The sequence below is a fragment of the Cupriavidus sp. 05N39 genome (assembly GCF_056397325.1).
In genome coordinates, this window is sequence record NZ_JBFTNE010000119.1 from 1 (window position 1) to 19,006 (window position 19,006).

18 protein-coding genes are annotated in these 19,006 nt (G+C 61.3%); 11 read left to right on the forward strand and 7 right to left on the reverse strand.

Features of this window, described 5'->3' with window-relative positions; translation table 11 throughout:
• From AC1DN0_RS35130 to AC1DN0_RS35145, 4 genes are all read left to right on the forward strand, one after another.
• On the forward strand, positions 1-190 hold a 190-nt coding region (locus tag AC1DN0_RS35130; protein WP_477146379.1), incomplete at its 5' end, for a hypothetical protein.
• Positions 187-2,181: a T6SS phospholipase effector Tle1-like catalytic domain-containing protein gene (locus tag AC1DN0_RS35135; RefSeq protein ID WP_441631826.1), complete on the forward strand. Its 1,995-nt coding sequence runs from the start codon at positions 187-189 to the stop codon at positions 2,179-2,181. The genes AC1DN0_RS35130 and AC1DN0_RS35135, both read left to right, overlap by 4 nt.
• A 118-nt stretch (positions 2,182-2,299) precedes the next feature.
• Positions 2,300-3,373 carry a type VI secretion system protein TssA gene (locus tag AC1DN0_RS35140; protein WP_441631828.1) on the forward strand — a complete coding sequence of 358 codons (1,074 nt, stop codon included), beginning with the start codon at positions 2,300-2,302 and terminating at the stop codon, positions 3,371-3,373.
• Positions 3,374-3,717: 344 nt separating this feature from the next.
• Entirely contained in the window at positions 3,718-4,008 is a 291-nt protein-coding gene (locus tag AC1DN0_RS35145; RefSeq protein WP_441631830.1) for a hypothetical protein, read from the forward strand.
• A gap of 51 nt (positions 4,009-4,059) precedes the next feature.
• Here AC1DN0_RS35145 and AC1DN0_RS35150 read toward each other — a convergent pair whose 3' ends face one another.
• Positions 4,060-5,463: an aminotransferase-like domain-containing protein gene (locus tag AC1DN0_RS35150; protein ID WP_441631832.1), complete on the reverse strand. Its 1,404-nt coding sequence runs from the start codon at positions 5,461-5,463 to the stop codon at positions 4,060-4,062.
• A 315-nt stretch (positions 5,464-5,778) separates the two neighbouring features.
• Between AC1DN0_RS35150 and cyoA the strand changes: the two genes are divergently transcribed.
• From cyoA to cyoD, 4 genes are all read left to right on the forward strand, one after another.
• Complete coding sequence (gene cyoA / locus AC1DN0_RS35155) at positions 5,779-6,639, forward strand: ubiquinol oxidase subunit II (RefSeq protein ID WP_441631852.1); 861 nt, start codon at positions 5,779-5,781, stop codon at positions 6,637-6,639.
• A gap of 68 nt (positions 6,640-6,707) precedes the next feature.
• A complete protein-coding gene (gene cyoB / locus AC1DN0_RS35160; RefSeq protein WP_477146380.1) occupies positions 6,708-8,684 on the forward strand; it encodes a cytochrome o ubiquinol oxidase subunit I in 1,977 nt (658 codons plus the stop codon).
• A gap of 3 nt (positions 8,685-8,687) precedes the next feature.
• Positions 8,688-9,290, forward strand: coding sequence for a cytochrome o ubiquinol oxidase subunit III (gene cyoC, locus AC1DN0_RS35165; protein WP_045242734.1), 603 nt, complete (start codon positions 8,688-8,690; stop codon positions 9,288-9,290).
• Positions 9,287-9,661 (forward strand): cytochrome o ubiquinol oxidase subunit IV, encoded by a 375-nt coding sequence (gene cyoD / locus AC1DN0_RS35170; RefSeq protein WP_045242733.1) that lies wholly within the window; start codon positions 9,287-9,289, stop codon positions 9,659-9,661. The genes cyoC and cyoD overlap by 4 nt, the downstream gene beginning before the upstream one ends.
• A 73-nt stretch (positions 9,662-9,734) precedes the next feature.
• On the opposite strand, the gene AC1DN0_RS35175 is transcribed toward cyoD, so the two are convergent.
• Together AC1DN0_RS35175 and cynR are read right to left on the reverse strand one after the other, a co-directional pair.
• Entirely contained in the window at positions 9,735-10,436 is a 702-nt protein-coding gene (locus tag AC1DN0_RS35175; protein ID WP_441631837.1) for a hypothetical protein, read from the reverse strand.
• Positions 10,437-10,886: 450 nt separating this feature from the next.
• A complete protein-coding gene (gene cynR / locus AC1DN0_RS35180; RefSeq protein ID WP_441631839.1) occupies positions 10,887-11,786 on the reverse strand; it encodes a transcriptional regulator CynR in 900 nt (299 codons plus the stop codon).
• 117 nt (positions 11,787-11,903) lie between these two features.
• Between cynR and AC1DN0_RS35185 the strand changes: the two genes are divergently transcribed.
• On the forward strand, positions 11,904-12,563 hold the full coding sequence (locus AC1DN0_RS35185; protein ID WP_441631841.1) for a carbonic anhydrase: 660 nt from the start codon (positions 11,904-11,906) through the stop codon (positions 12,561-12,563).
• 27 nt (positions 12,564-12,590) lie between these two features.
• Positions 12,591-13,061 carry a cyanase gene (gene cynS, locus AC1DN0_RS35190; RefSeq protein ID WP_276285879.1) on the forward strand — a complete coding sequence of 157 codons (471 nt, stop codon included), beginning with the start codon at positions 12,591-12,593 and terminating at the stop codon, positions 13,059-13,061.
• 119 nt (positions 13,062-13,180) lie between these two features.
• Here the strand turns inward: cynS and AC1DN0_RS35195 are convergent, their stop codons facing one another.
• The 4 genes from AC1DN0_RS35195 to AC1DN0_RS35210 form a co-directional block, all read right to left on the reverse strand.
• Positions 13,181-14,701 carry an AMP-binding protein gene (locus AC1DN0_RS35195; protein WP_441631843.1) on the reverse strand — a complete coding sequence of 507 codons (1,521 nt, stop codon included), beginning with the start codon at positions 14,699-14,701 and terminating at the stop codon, positions 13,181-13,183.
• A 68-nt stretch (positions 14,702-14,769) separates the two neighbouring features.
• Complete coding sequence (gene sauS / locus AC1DN0_RS35200) at positions 14,770-16,197, reverse strand: acylating sulfoacetaldehyde dehydrogenase (RefSeq protein WP_441631844.1); 1,428 nt, start codon at positions 16,195-16,197, stop codon at positions 14,770-14,772.
• 81 nt (positions 16,198-16,278) lie between these two features.
• On the reverse strand, positions 16,279-17,583 hold the full coding sequence (locus AC1DN0_RS35205; protein WP_441631846.1) for an MFS transporter: 1,305 nt from the start codon (positions 17,581-17,583) through the stop codon (positions 16,279-16,281).
• Positions 17,584-17,636: 53 nt separating this feature from the next.
• On the reverse strand, positions 17,637-17,771 hold the full coding sequence (locus AC1DN0_RS35210; RefSeq protein WP_441631848.1) for a hypothetical protein: 135 nt from the start codon (positions 17,769-17,771) through the stop codon (positions 17,637-17,639).
• 178 nt (positions 17,772-17,949) lie between these two features.
• Here AC1DN0_RS35210 and AC1DN0_RS35215 point away from each other — a divergent pair, with 178 nt between their 5' ends.
• Positions 17,950-18,714: an IclR family transcriptional regulator gene (locus AC1DN0_RS35215; protein ID WP_477146381.1), complete on the forward strand. Its 765-nt coding sequence runs from the start codon at positions 17,950-17,952 to the stop codon at positions 18,712-18,714.
• Positions 18,715-19,006: the final 292 nt, after the last annotated feature.

Below are 19,006 nucleotides of genomic sequence, written 5' to 3' on the forward strand. Positions count from 1 at the left end.
ACCTAAGTATACGGCGCAAAACCGGGGCGCGGTCCAGGTGCATTTCTACCCAGAACATCGCGTCAAGATCGTCGTGTCCAGGTACAGCCTTGGCCATCCTGCCAACCCCTTGCCGCAGAAAGACTGGGCCCCATGGACCCTCAATGAGGACTGGGCACGAAACTACTACGAGGATCAACACAAGAAATGACAGAGATCGATTTTGCCCTGAATCCAGACCTGACACGTGGGCGGGCATTGTCCGACCGGGAGCAACTGCAGCGAAGCCATGCCATGTGCAGAGCCACCGGAGATCCTAGGACGCCCTCCTGCTCTGGCAGCTTGTTCGTCGGGCTGTTCTTCGATGGCACCGGCAACAACGAGGATGAAGACTACAAGAAGCACGAACAAGACCCGCGCCACCAGAAACACAGCAACGTGGTGCGTCTGTATCACGCCTATCCCGACCGCAAGAAAGTTGGGACCAATGCCTACTATGCCTACTACATCCCCGGAGTCGGTACCCCATTCAGGGAAATAGGCGACGACGGTGGCAAGTTTGGCTCCGCAGCTGCCTGGGGCGGCGAGCCGCGCATCATTTGGGGACTGACCCGCATCTTCAATGCCGTTCATCGGTATCAACGTGGCGACGACCTGATCCCCGACGACCAAGCCAAGGCGATGACCTCCGGCCTGGGCGGCGTTGGCTCTTCGGGTTGGCAGCGGCGGTGGGCATTGAAGCAGACCTGGCAGGACCGGCTCAAGGCTGCGATTCGTGGACGCAAGCCGCAAATCCTGCAGATCAACCTCAGCGTGTTTGGCTTTTCGCGCGGGGCAGCGGAAGCCCGCGCCTTCGTCAACTGGCTCTACGAAATCTGCGAGAAGGTGGACGGAGGTTGGCGCTTCGCCGGCATTCCGCTGCACGTACAGTTCCTCGGGATTTTCGACACGGTGGCATCAGTAGGTATTGCCGGACTTTACTCTTTTGCGGAAGGGCGCCAAAGCTGGGCCGACGACAACATGCAGGTTCATCCGGCCGTGGAGCAATGCCTGCACCTGGTCGCTGGCCACGAGGTGCGCGCGTGTTTCCCCTCCGATTCGGTCCGAATCAATGGAAAGTATCCCCCGAACTGCAAGGAGTTTGTGTTTCCCGGCTCGCACTCGGACATCGGTGGGGGCTACATGCCGCTGTGCCTGGGCAAGGCCGACTGGAATGCAGTGGGCCCACACCACGACCTGCAATTGGCTCGTGTGCCTGGCTTCGAGATGTATCGCGCCGCGCTTGTGGCAGGCGTGCCCTTCTATACAGAGCAGCAACTGATTGAGAAGGGTCAAAAGAAGGTATTCGATGCGCTGACACCATCGCAATCTGCCGTCGACGCCGTCAAGGCCTACTACCTGGCTGCCAACATCAAGGCCGGCACGCTGGAGGACATGACCCGGCAGCATATGCGCTGGTACTTCAGCCATCGCTGGCAGTTGCTGGAGGCGGGGTTCCGCGGTTCGCCGCAGTATCAGCGCGCGTGTGGCAAGCCCAATCACGACCAGGGCGACGACTTCAAGGACGAGCCGACCTGGCTTCTGCACACACAGCGCGCACTGATTCAGGTAGTTGCGGAGTCCTGCCGCAAGCTTGAATGGAGAATGAGGGTCAACAACTGGGAAGCCGAGCGGGAAGGCGAAGTGCTCGATAGCCCGTTTCGCCCGGCCCCTGGTGCCAGATTGCTGAAGTTTGCGCGATCGCGCCCGTTGGTCGATGACTCGCTCCAGGCGGAGGCTGGCGCGATAGCCAGGCAGGCGCCCGCAGTGCTCGCGAGATGGCGCGAATGGCTCTCCCAAAACATGTACCCCGAGGTACACGATGCGCAGGCGCCCGAACGGGACATGACCCGACTCCTGGAGGTCCTGCAAGATGGCGCGGTACCGCAGGCGATCGCCAGCTTCCTCGATGCCCACGTGCATGACTCGATGGCGGGCTTCATCGGATTCGGCATGCCAGAGTTTCAGACCAATGGCTACGGCATCGCGAAGTTCCGCCGCATCTACTTCGGCAATGCGGGAGACAAGATCGTTCGGGACCAGGTGGCACGCGATAACGAGCGACGCATCAGCGAAGCCAGAGGCAAGCGCAACCAGGCCGAAGCCGAGCGGATGCCGCCGCGTATGCCACCGATGTCGGAATGGTTTCCGCGCCTCAACTAGGAGTGCTTCCCAAGACCACTGTCGTGCGCCAGCCTGGCCAGAGCCGCCAGAGCGGCCGGAGACATTCCGACATCCGGCTATGGCACGCAAATCGCTACCATCCACCCACTGCACTGAGATGACTGCCAAATCCAAGATCACGCCTTCGGCCAACACGTCCACTCGCTTTCCGGAGCTGATGGAAGCCATCACCAAAGAGAAACCTTGCGGGGACGATCTGGAGTATGACCCTGAGTTCGTTGTGCTCCTGGCCAAGGCGGCGCCGAAACCGGACGCCCAATACGGGGACTTTGTCAGTGCGCCGGAGGCGGTTAGCTGGACGGAGCTGGAGCGTGACTGCCGGCGCCTGCTGCTGCGCACGCGTGATATTCGCATCCTGGTGCTGTTGCTGCGCTGCCGGGCCCGGATGGATCACGCTGCAGGCCTGCGGGATGGCCTGGCACTGTTGGCGCAACTGCTGACGAAATGGCCTGACGCAATCCATCCACAACGCGTGGTCGAGGGTGAGGCCGATCTCGCCTTGCGCGCCAATGCGCTAGCTGCGCTCGCCGATCCGGCAGGGTTAATGCAAGACGTGCGGGATCTGCCGATCATGGCCAACGGCGCGCTGCGGCTACAGATTCGGGACGTGGAGCGTTCGCTCGCCGTGCCACGAACGCCCGATGCCCTGCCATCGGAATCGGTGCGCCAGCAGCTGAAGGATATGCGCGTGGCGCACAGCGCTACCCTGGTGGCGCTCGAGGAGGCCGCGGGAATCGCATCGGCCATTGACGCCTGGGCCAGCGACAACCTCCCGGACGAACGGCCTGATCTGCAGCCGCTATTGAAACTGCTGGGCACGGTGGCAAACACTGCCGAACCCGCGATTGCCCCGGCCGTGGCCGAGCCCAACGCCATGCCGTCCGCTGAATTGCACCCGGAAAGCGTAGCCGACGTGTGGAATGGCAACGGTACTGCCGCTATCGCGGAAGTCACCACGACCGCCCCCAGATCGGCCGACTTCCCAGTCGATCGAGGTGCCGCCCTCTCCGGCATTCGCGCAGCGCGACTATGGTTCGAGCACCATGAACCGAGCAGCCCCGTGGCGCTGCTACTCAAGCAAGCCGAACGGCTGACAGGCAAGCGCTTCGATGAAGTATTTCAGGCGATTCCCGCTGATTTGGTGGAACGCTGGGCGCAGGACGCTTCGTGAGCCGACGCCCATACACGTTCCGCCATGTGACAGAACGGCTGCGGACGGATCAAGCCAACGTCTGCTTCGACGGAATTTTCCGTTGAGCAAAATGCCATCGGAGGAGATCAGCCAAAAAGCGCTTATTCTTATTAGCTGCACCGCGCTTTTTAAGCAGTTTCCGCGTAGATTCATACTTGTCCTATATCTATCGAATAGGCCTCCATGCTATTAATCACGGCAGACTGCCTTATTGATCGCTATCACCACAATTGGCAGTCAGCCAGGCAGAGGCAAAAGGCACGGGAAGCGCGCCTTTAAATTGGTGAATTCGCCTTTGCAGCCTATTTCTCCCCAACAGGGGCATGGAGATCAAATTGGACCGAGGAATCAAAGACGAAGGCTTCGTTAGCCGCGCGCTGGAAATTGCGGATCACGGCTGCGGGCGCTGGGTCGCCAATCAAAGCTGTTTCAATCATCCGGCCAGGCATCCGCTGGAGCCTATGGTGAAGGCGGCGATTGTGACGGCAGTAGCGATCTATGTAGAGAAATTCCGCTGGCCGGAAGAAGAGCTGGCCAGTGCCTTGGCCATCGTTACCGTAGGGGACGCGCAGGTTTTGATCGATCGGCTCTTTCCGAACATACCCAAGCCGTAATGCCGCGCAATTCTTGTATGTAAGAAAGCCGCCCGCGGGCGGCTTTTTTGATTAAACCACGATCTCCCCGGACATCTGCGGCTTGCGCACCAATAACTCGGCCAGTTTTTTCAATGCAGCCGCGAGGTGAGAGCGCGCTTCGACACCGCCCAGCGAGATACGGATCGCGTTGGGCGGCATGGACCCGGAATAAAACGCTTCAGAGGCGGTGACCCGCAAATCCTCAGCCCGCGCGGCCTGCGTCAGCGCCTGGGACGTCCAGTAACTCGGCAACTGATGCCAGACATGTATGCCGCTGGGCGGCGCCTGGTCCACGCTCGACAGCAACTGCCGTGCAAGCTCCCGCCGCGCGAACGCTTCCGCGCGGATCCCGGCCAGCAGCTGGGCTGCGGAGCCTTCATGAATCCACTGTGTGGCCAGCGCGGTCGACAATGGCGTCGACATCAGCGCAAAGGAGCGCAGCGCGGCCAGCACGCCCGCCCGGCTGCGCGCATCGGGCAAGCGGATGTAGGCGGTCCGCAGTCCCGGACTCAGGCATTTCGATAGCGTGGAGACGTAGTAGACCTGGCCCGGCGCAAAGTGGGCCACAGGCGGCGGTGCATTGCTGCCGAGCAGCCAGTAAGGATCGTCTTCGATGATCCAGGCGCCGCACGTTTGCGCAGCCAGCGCGAGATCGCGGCGGCGATGCCCGGGCATGGTCCGCGCGGTCGGATTCTGGATGGTCGGGTTCAGGTAGATCGCGCGCGCGCCATGCTCGCGGCATGCTTGCTCCAGCGCATCGGGCCGCATTCCTTCGTCATCGGAGGCCACGGTCACTACGCGCCTCCCGAGCTGTTCGGCCGCCGCGCGCAAACCCGGATAGATCAGCGGCTCCGCGATGATCGCCTCGCCGGGCTGCGTGAGCGTGAGGATCAGCGCCGCCAGCGCGGCCTGGGCGCCGGGGCAGGCAATCAGTTGTTGCGGGCTGACCGGTTCCAGCATCGGCTTCAGCCACATGGCACCGGCGGCCCGGTCCGCTTTGCTGCCGCCACCGAGCTGGTAGGTCATCAGCAGGTGCGCATCGGACCGCAACAACACCTGCGACAAGCCGCGCTGCAACATGTCATGGAAGTCCACGCCGGCAGGGGGCGGCGGCACGTTCATGCTCAGGTCGACCATCTGCGCCAGTTCGACCTTCGGCGCGGCGACGAACGTGCCCAGCGCCCCGCGCGCCTCGATCAGGTTGCGCCGCTTGGCCTCGGTGAAGGCCCGCGTCACCGTGGTGAGATCCACCCCGAGCTGCCCGGCCAGGGTGCGTTGCGGCGGCAGGCGGTCCCCCGGGTTCAACTGCCCTTCCCCCACCGCGCGCTCTATGAAGCCAACGATCTGCTGGTAGCGCGCACCCTCGCCGCGCACGAAGGCGGTCGACCAGTCAGGTCCGGCCACTTCGCCTTGTATGGATTCCGTTTGACGCATTTTCCTTGATGTATGGCCTTTGTCTTACATTATCATGCGCCGCAGCATCACACAAATCCATACATTTAACGCTTTGTATGCGTTTCCCGCCGTCCGGGCGGATTTCCCTTTCTCGCAATGGTTTCCAGCGTGCTGTGGCAGGCGGTCTCGACGCGTGCGCCGGTTATGTGATGCATAACCAAGGTATGTCTTATGCGTAACTTATTGGCCGGCGCAAGCCATGCTGTCCGGCGCGATTCCAACAACAGGCACAGGCTGAACAACACAGGCAAGGGCTCGCTGCGCTGCGCGGGGCTGCTCCTGGGTGCCGGAGCCATGTTCCTGCTCAGCGGCTGCCAGCTAGAGCTGCTATCGCCGAAGGGCGACATCGGGCACCAGGAAAAGACCCTGATCCTGGTGTCGCTGTTCCTGATGCTGCTGGTCGTCATTCCCGTCATTTTCCTGACGCTCTATTTCGGCTGGCGCTATCGCGCGTCCAATACCAAAGCAACCTATGCGCCCAAGTGGGCCCACTCCACCAGCATCGAGGTGGTCATCTGGACCATTCCGTGCGTGATCGTGGCCGCCCTGGCGGTTCTTATCTGGCGCACCACCCATTCGCTCGATCCTTACCGGCCGCTGGAGTCGACGGTCAAGCCCGTGCGCGTCGAGGCCGTGGCCCTGAACTGGAAATGGCTGTTCATCTACCCGGATTACGGCATCGCCTCGGTCAACCGCTTGCCGATCCCGGTCCATACGCCGATCAATTTCAAGATCACCGCGGAATCGATGATGAACTCCCTGTTCATCCCACAGCTCGGCAGCCAGGTCTACGCCATGGCCGGCATGGAAACCAAGCTCCACCTGATCGCCGACACGCCCGGCATCTACGCGGGGCTATCCGCGGCCTACAGCGGCCCCGGATTCTCCGACATGCATTTCGACACTGTGGCCACCTCGCGCGAAGAGTTCGACGCCTGGGTCCAGCAAGCCAGGAAATCGCCGCTGGTACTGGACGAGAAGGCCTACCGCACGCTGGAGCTCCCGAGCACCAAAACGCCGGTGACCACCTACGCGAGCGTCGCGCCAGACCTGTTCCAGGGCATCGTCAACAAATACATGCATGGCGATGCGCGTGGCGATGTGCGCGGAGAAGTCTGCACAGCCCAAAGCCCCCCGCTGGCCGCCAACCCATGAAGCCAATGAATCCGCAACCTACGCAACACATGCAACACAACCACGCCGCGGCCACGGAGCACTGATCCATGTTCGGAAAATTAAACATCGATGCGATCCCGTACCATGAACCCATCATCATGGGTACGCTGGTCGCCGTCCTCCTGCTCGGTGCCGCGCTGATCGGCGCCGTTACCTATTTCGGCAAATGGAAGTACCTGTGGACCGAGTGGATCTGCTCGGTCGACCACAAGCGCATCGGCGTGATGTACATCATCATGGCGCTGGTCATGCTGCTGCGCGGCTTCGCCGACGCCATCATGATGCGCGTGCAGCAGGCGATCGCCGTGGGCGATGCGGCCGGCTACCTGCCTCCGCATCACTACGACCAGATCTTCACCGCGCATGGCGTGATCATGATCTTCTTCGTGGCGACGCCGTTCATCCTCGGCCTGATGAATGTCATCGTGCCGCTGCAGATCGGCGCCCGCGACGTGGCCTATCCGTTCGTCAACTCGCTCAGCTTCTGGCTCTCGGCGGTGGGCGCGGTGCTGGTCATGCTGTCGATGTTCGTCGGCGACTTTGCCGCCACCGGCTGGGTCGCCTATCCGCCGTTATCCGGGCTGGGATACAGCCCAACGGTGGGGGTCGACTACTACATATGGTCATTGCAGATATCGGGATTGGGGACAACGCTCACCGGCATCAACTTCATCGTCACCATCCTGCGCATGCGTGCGCCGGGCCTGACCCTGATGAAGATGCCGGTGTTCACCTGGACCGCGCTGATCACCAACATCCTGATCGTTGCCGTTTTCCCCGTCCTGACCGCCACGCTCGCCCTGCTCACCGCCGACCGGTACCTGGGCATGCATTTCTTCACCAATGAGCTTGGCGGCAACGCCATGATGTACGTCAACCTGATCTGGATCTGGGGACACCCCGAGGTCTACATCCTGATCCTGCCGTGCTTCGGGGCCTTCTCCGAGATCATCTCGACCTTCTCCGGCAAACCGCTGTTTGGCTACAAGTCGATGGTGTACGCCACCTCGTCGATCGGCATCCTGTCGTTCTTCGTCTGGCTGCATCACTTCTTCACAATGGGCTCAGGCGCCAACGTCAATGCCTTCTTCGGGATCATGACGTCCATCATCTCGATCCCGACCGGGGTGAAGCTGTTCAACTGGCTGTTCACGATGTACCGCGGCCGCATCCGCTACCACTCATCGACGCTGTGGACAATCGGCTTCATGGTCACCTTTGCCGTCGGCGGCATGACGGGTGTGCTGCTGGCTGTGCCCGGCGCCGATTTCGTGCTGCATAACAGCCTGTTCCTGGTCGCTCACTTCCACAACGTGATTATCGGCGGCGTGATCTTCGGCTGCCTGGCCGCGATGAGCTTCTGGTTCCCCAAGGTGTTCGGCTTCACCCTGAACGAGCGCTGGGGCAAGATCTCGTTCTGGTRCTGGCTGGTTGGTTTCTACCTGGCCTTCATGCCGCTCTACGTGCTCGGCTTCAAGGGCATGACCCGCCGCATGAATCACTACACGCACGCGGACTGGCAGCCTTACCTGATCGTCGCGCTATGCGGTGCCGTCATCATCGGCGCCGGCATCGTCGCCCTGCTTGTCCAACTGGCCGTCAGCGTGCGCGACCGCAAGAACAACCGCGATCTCACCGGCGATCCCTGGGATGGCCGCAGCCWGGAGTGGGCCACCGCCTCGCCCGCGCCCTTCTACAACTTTGCCCATGTGCCGCACATCACCTCGCTGGAGCAGCACTGGGACGACAAGGAAGCGGGCCGTGCCTATGTCCGGCCAGGCCACTATGAAGACATCCATATGCCCAGGAATACCAGCGCGGGCGTGATCGTCTCGGCGTTCGGCCTGGTGCTCTGCTTCGCCCTTGTATGGCATATGTGGGCGCTCGCGGGCCTTGGCCTGCTGGGCATCATCGGCACCTTCATCGCACGGACCTACGACCGCGACGTGGACTACTACGTCCCCGCGGCCGAAGTCGAACGCATCGAAAACTCGCGCTATGCGCAGCTACGCAAGGCGGCTTGACCCATGAGCTACACAGTCATTCACAACGCGCACGAACATGTCGGGCACGACGACGGAACGAAGACCACGCTAGGGTTCTGGATCTACCTGATGAGCGACTGCCTGATCTTCGCAGTGCTGTTCGCTACCTTCGGGGTACTCGCCGGCAACACGGCCGGCGGCCCGAGCGGCAGGGACCTGTTCGAGCTGCCGTTCGTGCTCGGGGAAACGATGCTGCTGCTGGTCAGCAGCTTCACCTTCGGCGTGGCCATGCTGAACATGCAGGCCGGGCGGGAGCGTCAGGTCATCCAGTGGCTGGGCGTCACGTTCCTGCTCGGCGCGGCCTTCATCGCCATGGAGCTGTACGAGTTCGCCGAGCTGCTTCATGCCGGCGCGGGGCCGGGCGTCAGCGCGTTCCTGTCTTCCTACTTTTCCCTGGTGGGTACCCACGGCCTGCATGTGACCTGCGGCCTGCTGTGGATCCTGGTCATGATGCACCAGGTCAAATGCTTCGGTCTGGATGGCGTGACCCGGCGCCGGCTGGCCTGCCTCAGCCTGTTCTGGCACTTCCTGGACCTGATCTGGATCTGCGTGTTTACCTTTGTCTACCTGCGAGAGTTTGTATGAAGACCGCCCACCTCCCCACCGGATCCGCGGCTCACGCGGCGCACGGCAGCATGAAAGGCTATGTGATCGGCTTTGCGCTGTCGCTGGTGCTCACCCTGGCGTCGTTCGGCGCGGTGATGGAAGGGCTCGTGCCCAAAGGCATGGGCCTCGCCGCCATCGTGGTGCTCTGCATCGCCCAGCTGGTGGTGCAGCTGGTTTTCTTCCTGCACATCGGCACGTCTGCCGACCAGCGCCAGAACACGGCGATCTTCATCTGCACCGGGGCGCTTATCGCCATCATCGTCGCGGGATCGTTGTGGGTCATGCACAACGCCAACGTCAACATGATGCCGATGGATATGTCGCCGGAACGGGCGCGCCTGCGCGACTAGCGGGTCCGTGGCCGGATCGCTTCTCCCGCGATCCGGCCACGCGCCGCGCGCGTCCCAACGGACAAATGACCCTCTAGATAAACAGACTGCCGGCCGCCGCTTTGCTCAGGGCGGCGGACCAGTTACGGGAATTGTGCAAGCGCGCCGCCCGGTCCCCGAGCATGCTGTCGCCTCCCTCCCAATAGACCCAGCTCCGCCCTCGCCTTATCCGGTCCAGGTAAGCGACTTCAAATCCGGCCGGCAAGCGATAGACCATTGCCTCCAGCACGCTTTCGTCAGCGCCGAACACACCTGCAAGCCTGACCTTCCCGCCAGACAGTCCATTCGCGATCCTCAGGTCCAGATACGGCACGAACAGGCCGGCGCGGCGCAGTGCGTCCGGCATGGCGGAGGTCCAATCCCGGATAGCGTCATGCAACGCGCCAAGCGCAAGCGAGAACGCCCGCTCGTTTCTGGCCATCAGCACACGGCCGCTAAGCACGCCGTCAACCAGTGCATTGCCAGTTCCATGAAATGCCAGATTTGCAAGCGATCCGCCTTCGGCGTGGCGCTGACCGAGAAGCTCCAGGCAAGCCGCGAGGCCAGTTGCTGTCTTCTCGCCAAGGCTCAAGGCCGGGCAACGCGGATCGGATCCGGAAAGCAGAACCAGCACGTCGGCGGCATGGCGTGGTGACGCCAGCACGATGCGGTCATAGGCGAGACCGGCGTCCCGCACGAATAGCTCAAGCGCGGCACAGGCCGGACACCCGTCCAGTGAAAATAGCTGATACGTCATGAGTGAGACAGTTTCTCTGGCGCCGACGATGCGCGCTAAGGACACGCGCGGCGGCCACAGGAATGGGCGCGAGCGCGTGGCCGCGCGAACCGCGCATGGAACGGATTCTTCGAATGTCGCGCAATGTCTTTGTCCCGGTGGGTCCGGGAGTCGCCGGGTCAACCGACGGCATTGGCTTAGAGAGATGTTGCCGCAGCGCAGCAAGGAAAAACAGGAGCAGAAGACCGCTATTTACTGCGGAGCAGACGCAGCGTCTTGCGTGCTATTTTGACGAACGCCGAGCCCTTGCGATCAGCTGTGCCGGAACCGGAATGAACAATGCCTGATGGCGGACAGCCACGAAAGGCGATGGCCATGGGCAGGGAGTGCCCAGCCTTCATCCGATGTCTCGAAGGCCGGGCTCGCCAGTGTCCTGAATCTGAATTTCGTTGGAGAGATAGCTCGGACAGATCAACGCAGGTTGCGCCCGCCGGCGCCGCATGCGACTTGTGCAAAGTCGGAAAAGGCCCGCGCGGCCGCGGTCCGGTATGCGCCCTTGCGCTGGAGCAATGCGGCTCCCCGGGGCGGCAGCGGCGGCTCCACCTTGAGCCTGCAAAGCTCGCTGTTGTCTTCAACGATGGCAGCGGGCAACACCGTCATCAACCGGCCTCGGCGCACTGCCTCGATCACGGCGTTGACAGAGTTCGCCTCAAATGCGATTCGCGGGGGAACACCCTGCCCGCCAAAGTAGCGATCGATATAGCGGCGCGTTGCAAACTCCATGGTGAGCAACGCCATCGGCTCACCCTCCAGTTCCTTCAGTGTCAGCGCCGCTCGCCGTCTGGCAAAGCGGTGCGTCGTGCCCACCACCAGTGCGAGCCGCTCCTGCATCAAGGTCTGCGCTTCGATGTCCGGCAGATGCACGTCCTCGAAGGCGATCCCGACATCCAGGTTGTCGGCGGCCAGCAGTTGCTCGATCTGCTCCTGTGGTATTTCCAGCAAGCGCAGCGTGACGCCGGGATACTTCTCGTTGAATCCCATGACCAGCGGGCCGACCAGATAGGGCGCGAAGGTGGGCGTCATCGCCAGGCGCAAGGTGCCGCGCGTCAGGTCGCGCACATCGTGGATAGCCCGCGACCCAGCTTCCAGGTCCTGCAGCGCTCGGCGCGCATAGAGCAGGTACGCCTGGCCGGCATCCGTGGTCCTGATGCTGCGTCCGGACCGGTCGAAGAGTTGCACGCCCAGGGTTTCCTCAAGCTGCCTGATCTGCTGCGACAACGTCGGCTGGGAAACGTGCAGCAGTTCGGCGGCTCGCGTGAAGTTGCCGCTGTCGGCCACGGCAAGGAAGTAACGGATATGACGCAGCAGCATGGGATTTAACTATTGGTGTTTTCTATGGAAAGCATAATAAACCGGTCTTGGACCCTATAGAAAAATTCGTCCATGATTCTCCCATCGGTTCACCACCCACAACGATGGAGCAAAGCGATGCAAGACCTCATTGACGGATTCCTGAAGTTCCAGCGCGAAGAGTTCCCGAAACGCTCCGAACTCTTCAAGCGCCTGGCCACGAGCCAGAATCCGCGCACGTTGTTCATCGCCTGCTCCGACAGCCGGGTCGTACCCGAACTGCTGACCCAACGCGAGCCTGGCGACCTGTTCGTGATCCGCAACGCCGGCAACGTGGTGCCGTCATACGGCACGCAGCCCGGCGGCGTTTCCGCCAGCGTCGAGTACGCGGTCGCGGGGCTTGGCGTCACGGACGTGGTGATCTGCGGCCACTCGGATTGCGGCGCCATGACCGCGATTGCCACCTGCCAATGCCTGGATCACATGCCGGCCGTCGCCGGCTGGCTGCGTCACTGCGATGCCGCCAAGTCCGTCAACGAGGCGCGCGAGCACGCATCGCCGCGCGCGCGTGTCGACTCGATGGTGCGCGAGAACGTCATCGCGCAACTCGCCAACATCAAGACCCATCCGTCCGTTGCCCTCGCGCTCGAGCAAGGGCGCCTGCAGCTTCACGGCTGGGTGTACGACATCGAAACCGGCTCGATCGCCGCCCTGGACGGCACCACGAACCACTTCGTCGCCCTTGCGGACCATCCGCATGTCTGCGCAACCCCAACCAGGCTCGGCATTGCTGCCTGAGCGTATATTCCCCCCAAGGAGTCTTTCATGCCCCAGTCGCAATACAGCCAGACCAACCGCCAGGCCCTGACCGATGCCATCATCGACGCCAAGACGCGCAAGGACCTTACATTCGAAGATCTCAACGAAGGCTCCGGCCTGACCCTCGCCTATGTGACGGCCGCCCTCCTGGGCCAGCATCCGCTGCCTGAACACGTCGCCAATTCGGTTGCCGACAAGCTCGAACTGGGTGAGGATGCCGCGCGCCTGCTGCAGACCATCCCGCTGCGCGGCAGCATTCCGGGCGGCGTGCCGACCGACCCGACCATCTACCGGTTCTATGAAATCGTGCAGATCTATGGTTCGACGCTCAAGGCCCTGGTGCACGAGAAGTTCGGCGACGGCATCATCAGCGCCATCAACTTCAGGCTGGACATCCAGAAGGTCGAGGACCCGGACGGCGGTCACCGCGCCGTGATCACTCTCGACGGGAAGTATCTGCCCACGAAGCCCTTCTGAGCCTCCATTGGACGGCAGGCGCATGCGAGCGGCTTTCGCCGCCCGCCGCTATCCGCCAACCCGCCAGCTCACCAACCGGGCACTGCACGCGGTCCGGCACGGCCGAGGCTGGACGCGCGCTACGCGGGGATCTCCTCCATGCCGAGGAGTTTCAGCCGCTGCACCTTGCCGGACGGTCCCTTGGGCAGTTCGTCGACAAAGCGGAATGACCTGGGTGTCTTGTAAGCGCCCAGTTCGTTCCGGCAAAACGATCTCAGTTCGTCCTCCGTGCATCGCTCTCCAGGTTTGAACACGATGCACGCCATCAACTCCTGGCCGTAGTGCTCGTCCGGAACGCCCACCACCGCGGCCTCCAGCACAGCCGGATGCTTGAGCAATGCCTCGTCTATCTCGCGAGGCGCAATGTTCTCACCCCCCTTGATGATGAGCTCCTTGATCCGGCCGGTGACGAAGACAAATCCATCCGCGTCCAGGTATCCAAGATCTCCCGTATGAAGCCAGCCATCCGCCGTCAGCGTCGTGGCGGTTTCTTCCGGACTCTTGTAATAGCCCTTCATGACGTTCGGGCCACGCACCAGGATCTCGCCCGCTTCACCCGAAGCGACCACATTTCCCTCCGCATTGACAATCGTGACCTCATTGCCAAAGGCCCGCCCAGGACTGCCGATCTTGCGCTGTGAAGGCTCTAGCGGATTGGTAAAGCATGGCGCGGCGGTTTCCGTGAGCCCCATCGTCTCGATCACGCCGATCCTGAATGCGTCTTCAAAGGCACGATGCTGGCTGGGCGGCAGCGGAGCGGAAGCAGAACGGCAGAAGCGGACCCGGCTGAGATCCAGCCCATCCCGCGCCGGACCCGCACCATTCAACAGGTAGGAAATCATGGTCGGCACTACATTGATCCAGGTGCATCGATGCCGCGCCACCAGCTCCCAGAAGCCGGAGACCCGAAATCGATGCGGCAGAACCAGGCTCCCGCCATGAATTAGCGGCGATGTCGCGGTCACAATCTGGGCATTGATGTGGTAGAGGGGCAAAACCGCCAGCACCCTGTCTTGGGCCGCGAGTTCGTGGGCTGCCGATACGAACTGTCCACCCGACACGATGGACCGGTTTGCCAGCACGACCCCCTTTGGCTTGCCGGTCGTGCCGGACGTGTACATCATCAGTGCGTCATCCTCTTCGCCCACGGGTGGCAGCTCCACCTCCTCGTCCGGCACCGGGATGCATTCCCGCGCATCGACATCGCACAGCACGACCTGGATATCCCGCGTCACATTGGCCAGCGCAGCATTCAGACGCTCCAGCTGGTCGGGCGCGACGAATACGATCCTGGCGTCGCTGTGATTCAGCACGTACTCGAGCTGCGACGGGTGCGCGAGCAGATTCAGCGGCGTCGCGCAAAAYCCGCCATACATGACGCCAATGAACAGGCGGCAGGTCTGGTAGCCGTTGTGCATCAGCATCGCCACCGTGTCGCCCTTCCGAATACCCTGGCCGAGAAGAAAGCGTGCCAGCTCGCGAGAGGCACTCCGCAAGCCGGCGAACGTCATGCTCAGGTCAGGTTCCGGTGCAATCAGGTAAATCGCTTCCGGTCGTTCGGCGGCCTGAAAGTCGACATATTCTCGAATGGTGCGCAGCATGTCTATATTCCTCACGTTCAAGCAGTAAAAGACTTATATGGCTTTACGACTGATTCGCAACGGATCGATTAGCCGTGCTTGCGCAGGTACTCACCAAATAATTCTTCCTCGGAGGGAACCTGTTCCTTGAGCTTTCGCACGATATGCGTGATGTTGAGGAAGTTCCTGTAGTTCATATTCTCCGAGAAATTATTGCCACCCCATGTGCCGCATCCCATGGAAAGCGAGAATGGCAAACCGTTCTCGAAACTGCCGCCGGTCGCAAAGCAATGCGCCTGATTGACGATGACCCGGCAGACTGGAAGCGCATTTCCCAGGTGCAGGATATGGTCATCATCCGCTGTATGAATTCCCACCGAATGGCCCGCCCCCAGATAGCCATAGATATCGTTGACTATCGCGCAAGCGTGATCAAAGTCGCGAGCGCGATAGACGGTCAGCACGGGAGAGAGCTTTTCACCCGAATATGGATACTCCGGACCGGCACCAACTTCCTCCACCATCAGGAATTTCGCTTGCGTCACGCCCGGCCGCTCCAGGCCAGCCAGCGCCGCGATCCTGGGCGCGGACTGCGCGGTCACGGCGGAATCCAGCTTTCCCCTCGGCCACATCGTCTCCTGCAACCGGCACTTCTCTTCCGTGTTCAGCAGCGTGCCGCCGGCATCGGTCAGCGCCGCCAGCGCCGCGTCATAGACCGTGTCGAGGATGACCACGCTGTTTTCGGACGAGCAGCTCGTCGCATTGTCGAACGTCTTCGAACTGGCAATCATTTGCGCCGCTTCACCAAGACTTGCAGAGGTATCGATGATCGAGGCAACGTTGCCCGCACCGACTCCGAATGCTGGCGATCCGCTCGCATAAGCGGACCGGATATTGTTCTGCGAGCCTGTCGCGACCACCAGGTCCGCCTGGCGCATCAGCTCCTGGGTTGCCTGCTTGGTAATCGGTCCGGGCAGATACTGGACCAGGTCCAGCGGCACGCCGAGCTTATCCAGCTCCGCGTGAATGTAAGCCACCAGGGCGGCGCAAGTGGAAAGTCCCTTTGGAGAGGGCGCGACGATGACCGCATTGCGCCCCTTCAGCGCATTGATGATCTTGTTGGCGGGTGTCGCCGCCGGATTGGTGGAAGGGGTAATCGCGGCTACCACGCCGACGGGACGGGCAATCTCCACCAGTCCGCGCTCCGGATACTCGGCGATGATGCCGACTGTCTTCGCATGTTTCAGGTCGCGTAGCAGCCCCAACGTCTTTCGGTAGTTCTTCTGGATCTTGTCGGGGACGTTGCCGAGCCCGGTGTCGCGCACCGCCATCTCGGCCAGGATACGATTATGCTCGGGATGCACGATCGCCCATCCCGCCGCGGTGACCACCTCGTCCACTTGTGCCTGCGAATAGCGCTCGTAGCTGCGCTGCGCCGCCCTTGCCTTCCTGATCAGTTTGGAAATCACTTCGCCCTCTGCCGACGCATGGGTGTTCGCGCACGTTTCCATTGACATTCTGTCTCTCCGTTCATTTGTCATTCGTGGTGCTGTCACTGCCAAAACCGGGGCCTTCCCCTGCCAAGGGAAAGGCAAATTTCAATGCGCAGTCCCTAGTCCGGACCCACCCAGCGACAGCGCGTCTTCCTGCTCATCCTCGATCTTGTTTGTCGGATCGATCCGTAACGAACAGATTGCCGCGAGCCCCAAGAATCCGGCCGAAATCAGGAATGGCAGTTCATAGCTTCCCGTTTTCTGGATCAGGAAACCGAACAAAGCGGGCGAGATCATTCCTGCCACGCCGAAGCCTGTGTTCATCATTCCGCCAGCGGTTCCCGCAAACTTTCCGGCAATATCGAGCGGCAGGCTCCACAAGACGGCATTGGTCAGTTCAAGGAAGAAGAAAGATGCTGCGAGCAGCATCACCGCCGTCAGCGGGCTCTGGGTATAGATCGCCGGTACGATAAATACCAGGGAACCGGCCAGCCCGACGAACAGCAATGCACGCCGGGCCAGCTTGAGGTTTCCGGTCTTCTTGTAGATGATGTCTGAGATGACGCCACCGAGGGTGTCGCCAACCACGCCGGCAAGCAGTGGCAGCGCCGTGAACAATGCCAGCTGCTTTACGTCAAATCCACGCGCATCCTTCAGGTAGGAGGGCAGCCACGTCAGGAACACCCAGAGCGACCATCCGTAGCAAAAGTCCACGAACGTCACCAGCCACATGCGCCTGAACATCTGCTTCCATGGCGTTTTTCCTGCTGCTGCCTTCTTCAACTCGCGTGAATTGACGCCGATCTCCTTCAACTCTGCGGGTTGGACCCATTTGTGCTCCAGCGGCGTATTGCGGAACAGCCAGACATAGAGACAGGTCCAGATCAGGCTGACCACACCGAGAATCACGAACGATTCGCGCCAGCCGTAGGCGGCGACAATGACCAGCACAATCGGCGGAGTAACGGCGCCACCCAGGCGCGCGAAGCTATGCGTGATACCCTGGGCGAAGCCGCGTTCCGTGGCCGGCATCCAGTATGTGAAGGAGCGCGTTGCTGCCGGGAATGCGCCACCTTCACCGATGCCAAGCAGGATCCGGAACATGATCAGCGATCCGAGGCCCCAGGAAAAGCCGCAAAGGATCGTCGCAATCGCCCAAATGCTGGTGAGTATGGTCAGCACCAGCCTCGGTCCATACTTGTCGGCGAACCAGCCGCCCAGTATCTGCATGGCGGCGTAGGGATAGGCAAAGGCTGAAAAGACGAGCCCCAGTTGAGTCGGCGTAAGCGCCATCTCATCTTTGAGGAATGGGGCGATAATTGATATATTGACACGGTCAATATAGGCGATGAAATACATCAGACACATCAGCCCCAATATCATGTGCCTGACTTTGAATATTTTTTTCATGTCTCTCTCACCATTTTAATTAATTATATGAATGGTCGAATCTATGCCGACTTTCACGCATTCCAAAGAACCACTGGAATTGAAACCACCAGTCTTGCAACGCCGTTCTTGTCTTTTTTCAGATTCCTTTTTCCTGTTTCCTCCTTTTTCGTGATGTCAATTTTTGCAGCCAGAGCCATGGCGTCCACGACTGCTTTCGACCCAATCTAATCAAACCATCGCGCCAGGATGTCCCGTTTTTCGCGCTATCCTTCGCTGCGTACGCTTCAGAGTGGAAAAATGCAGATTTCGGGACTCCAATCTGTCCCGAAAAACGATAAAGTCGATGCATGTGGGGAAGCGGAAGTACTGCTGTCAGGAGCCAGCATGACAAGATCCAACCAATCGACTGCTGCGGCGGTCCGCGCCTTTCGCGTGCTAGAGACGCTGGCGCAGGCCGGGCGTCCGCTTGCCATGACGGAACTCGTCGAGGCGCTCGGCTTACCTAAACAGACGGTGCACCGCATACTGGTGCAACTGATGGACGCATGGCTGGTCACGCGGGGTGCGGGCGACCGGCTCTATGAGTGCTCACCGCGGGTGCGCGCCCTGGCGGTGAACGTCCTGATGCACGCAGGTCCGGCCGCGGCGCGTCACGCGCTGCTCGAACAACTGGTGACTAAGATCGGCGAGACGTGCAATCTGACGATGCTCTCCGGGAACGACGTGGTGTACATCGACCGGGTCGAAACTGAATGGCCGTTGCGCATGCACTTGCAGCCGGGCTCGCATGTGCCGCTACATTGCTCGGCAAGCGGCAAAGTCCTGCTCAGCTTCCTGCCGAAGGAAAGACGCGACCGCATGGTCGATACATTGCCGCTACACGCGTATTCGGAGCGGACCATCATCGATCGCGAAGCGTTGCGTAAGGAACTTGCGACGACACGCAAGCGCATGCTGGCCATCAACGACCAGGAGCATCTGCAGGGGTTGATCGCGATTGCGGTGCCGGTCATGCTGGATCGCAATCGTGCCTGCGCCGCGATCGCGGTGCAGGCGCCGGTCGGGCGGCTTACGCTCGACGACCTGCTGGCCTTCGTCCCCGATCTGCGCAAGGCCGCCGAAGAGACGGCGGAGACATTCCGGACATGACCAACTGACGCAGCGCCAGGCAAGGGGGGGTCCGCCACGCTGCTGGCGGCGGAAAGGATTTGAACTACACGCGGTCGAGCCATCCGCGATGCGAACGATACCCGGCGTATCCGGCACTATTTCTTGCCTGTGATCACGAATCGGGCACAAGTGTACCGATCAGCGTAAACGAAGCCGCAAAAGCAAAACCCCCCAGTACTTTCGTACTGGGGGGTTTCAAGGGAGAGCCTGGCGATTACCTACTTTCACACGGGTATCCGCACTATCATCGGCGTGGAGTCGTTTCACGGTC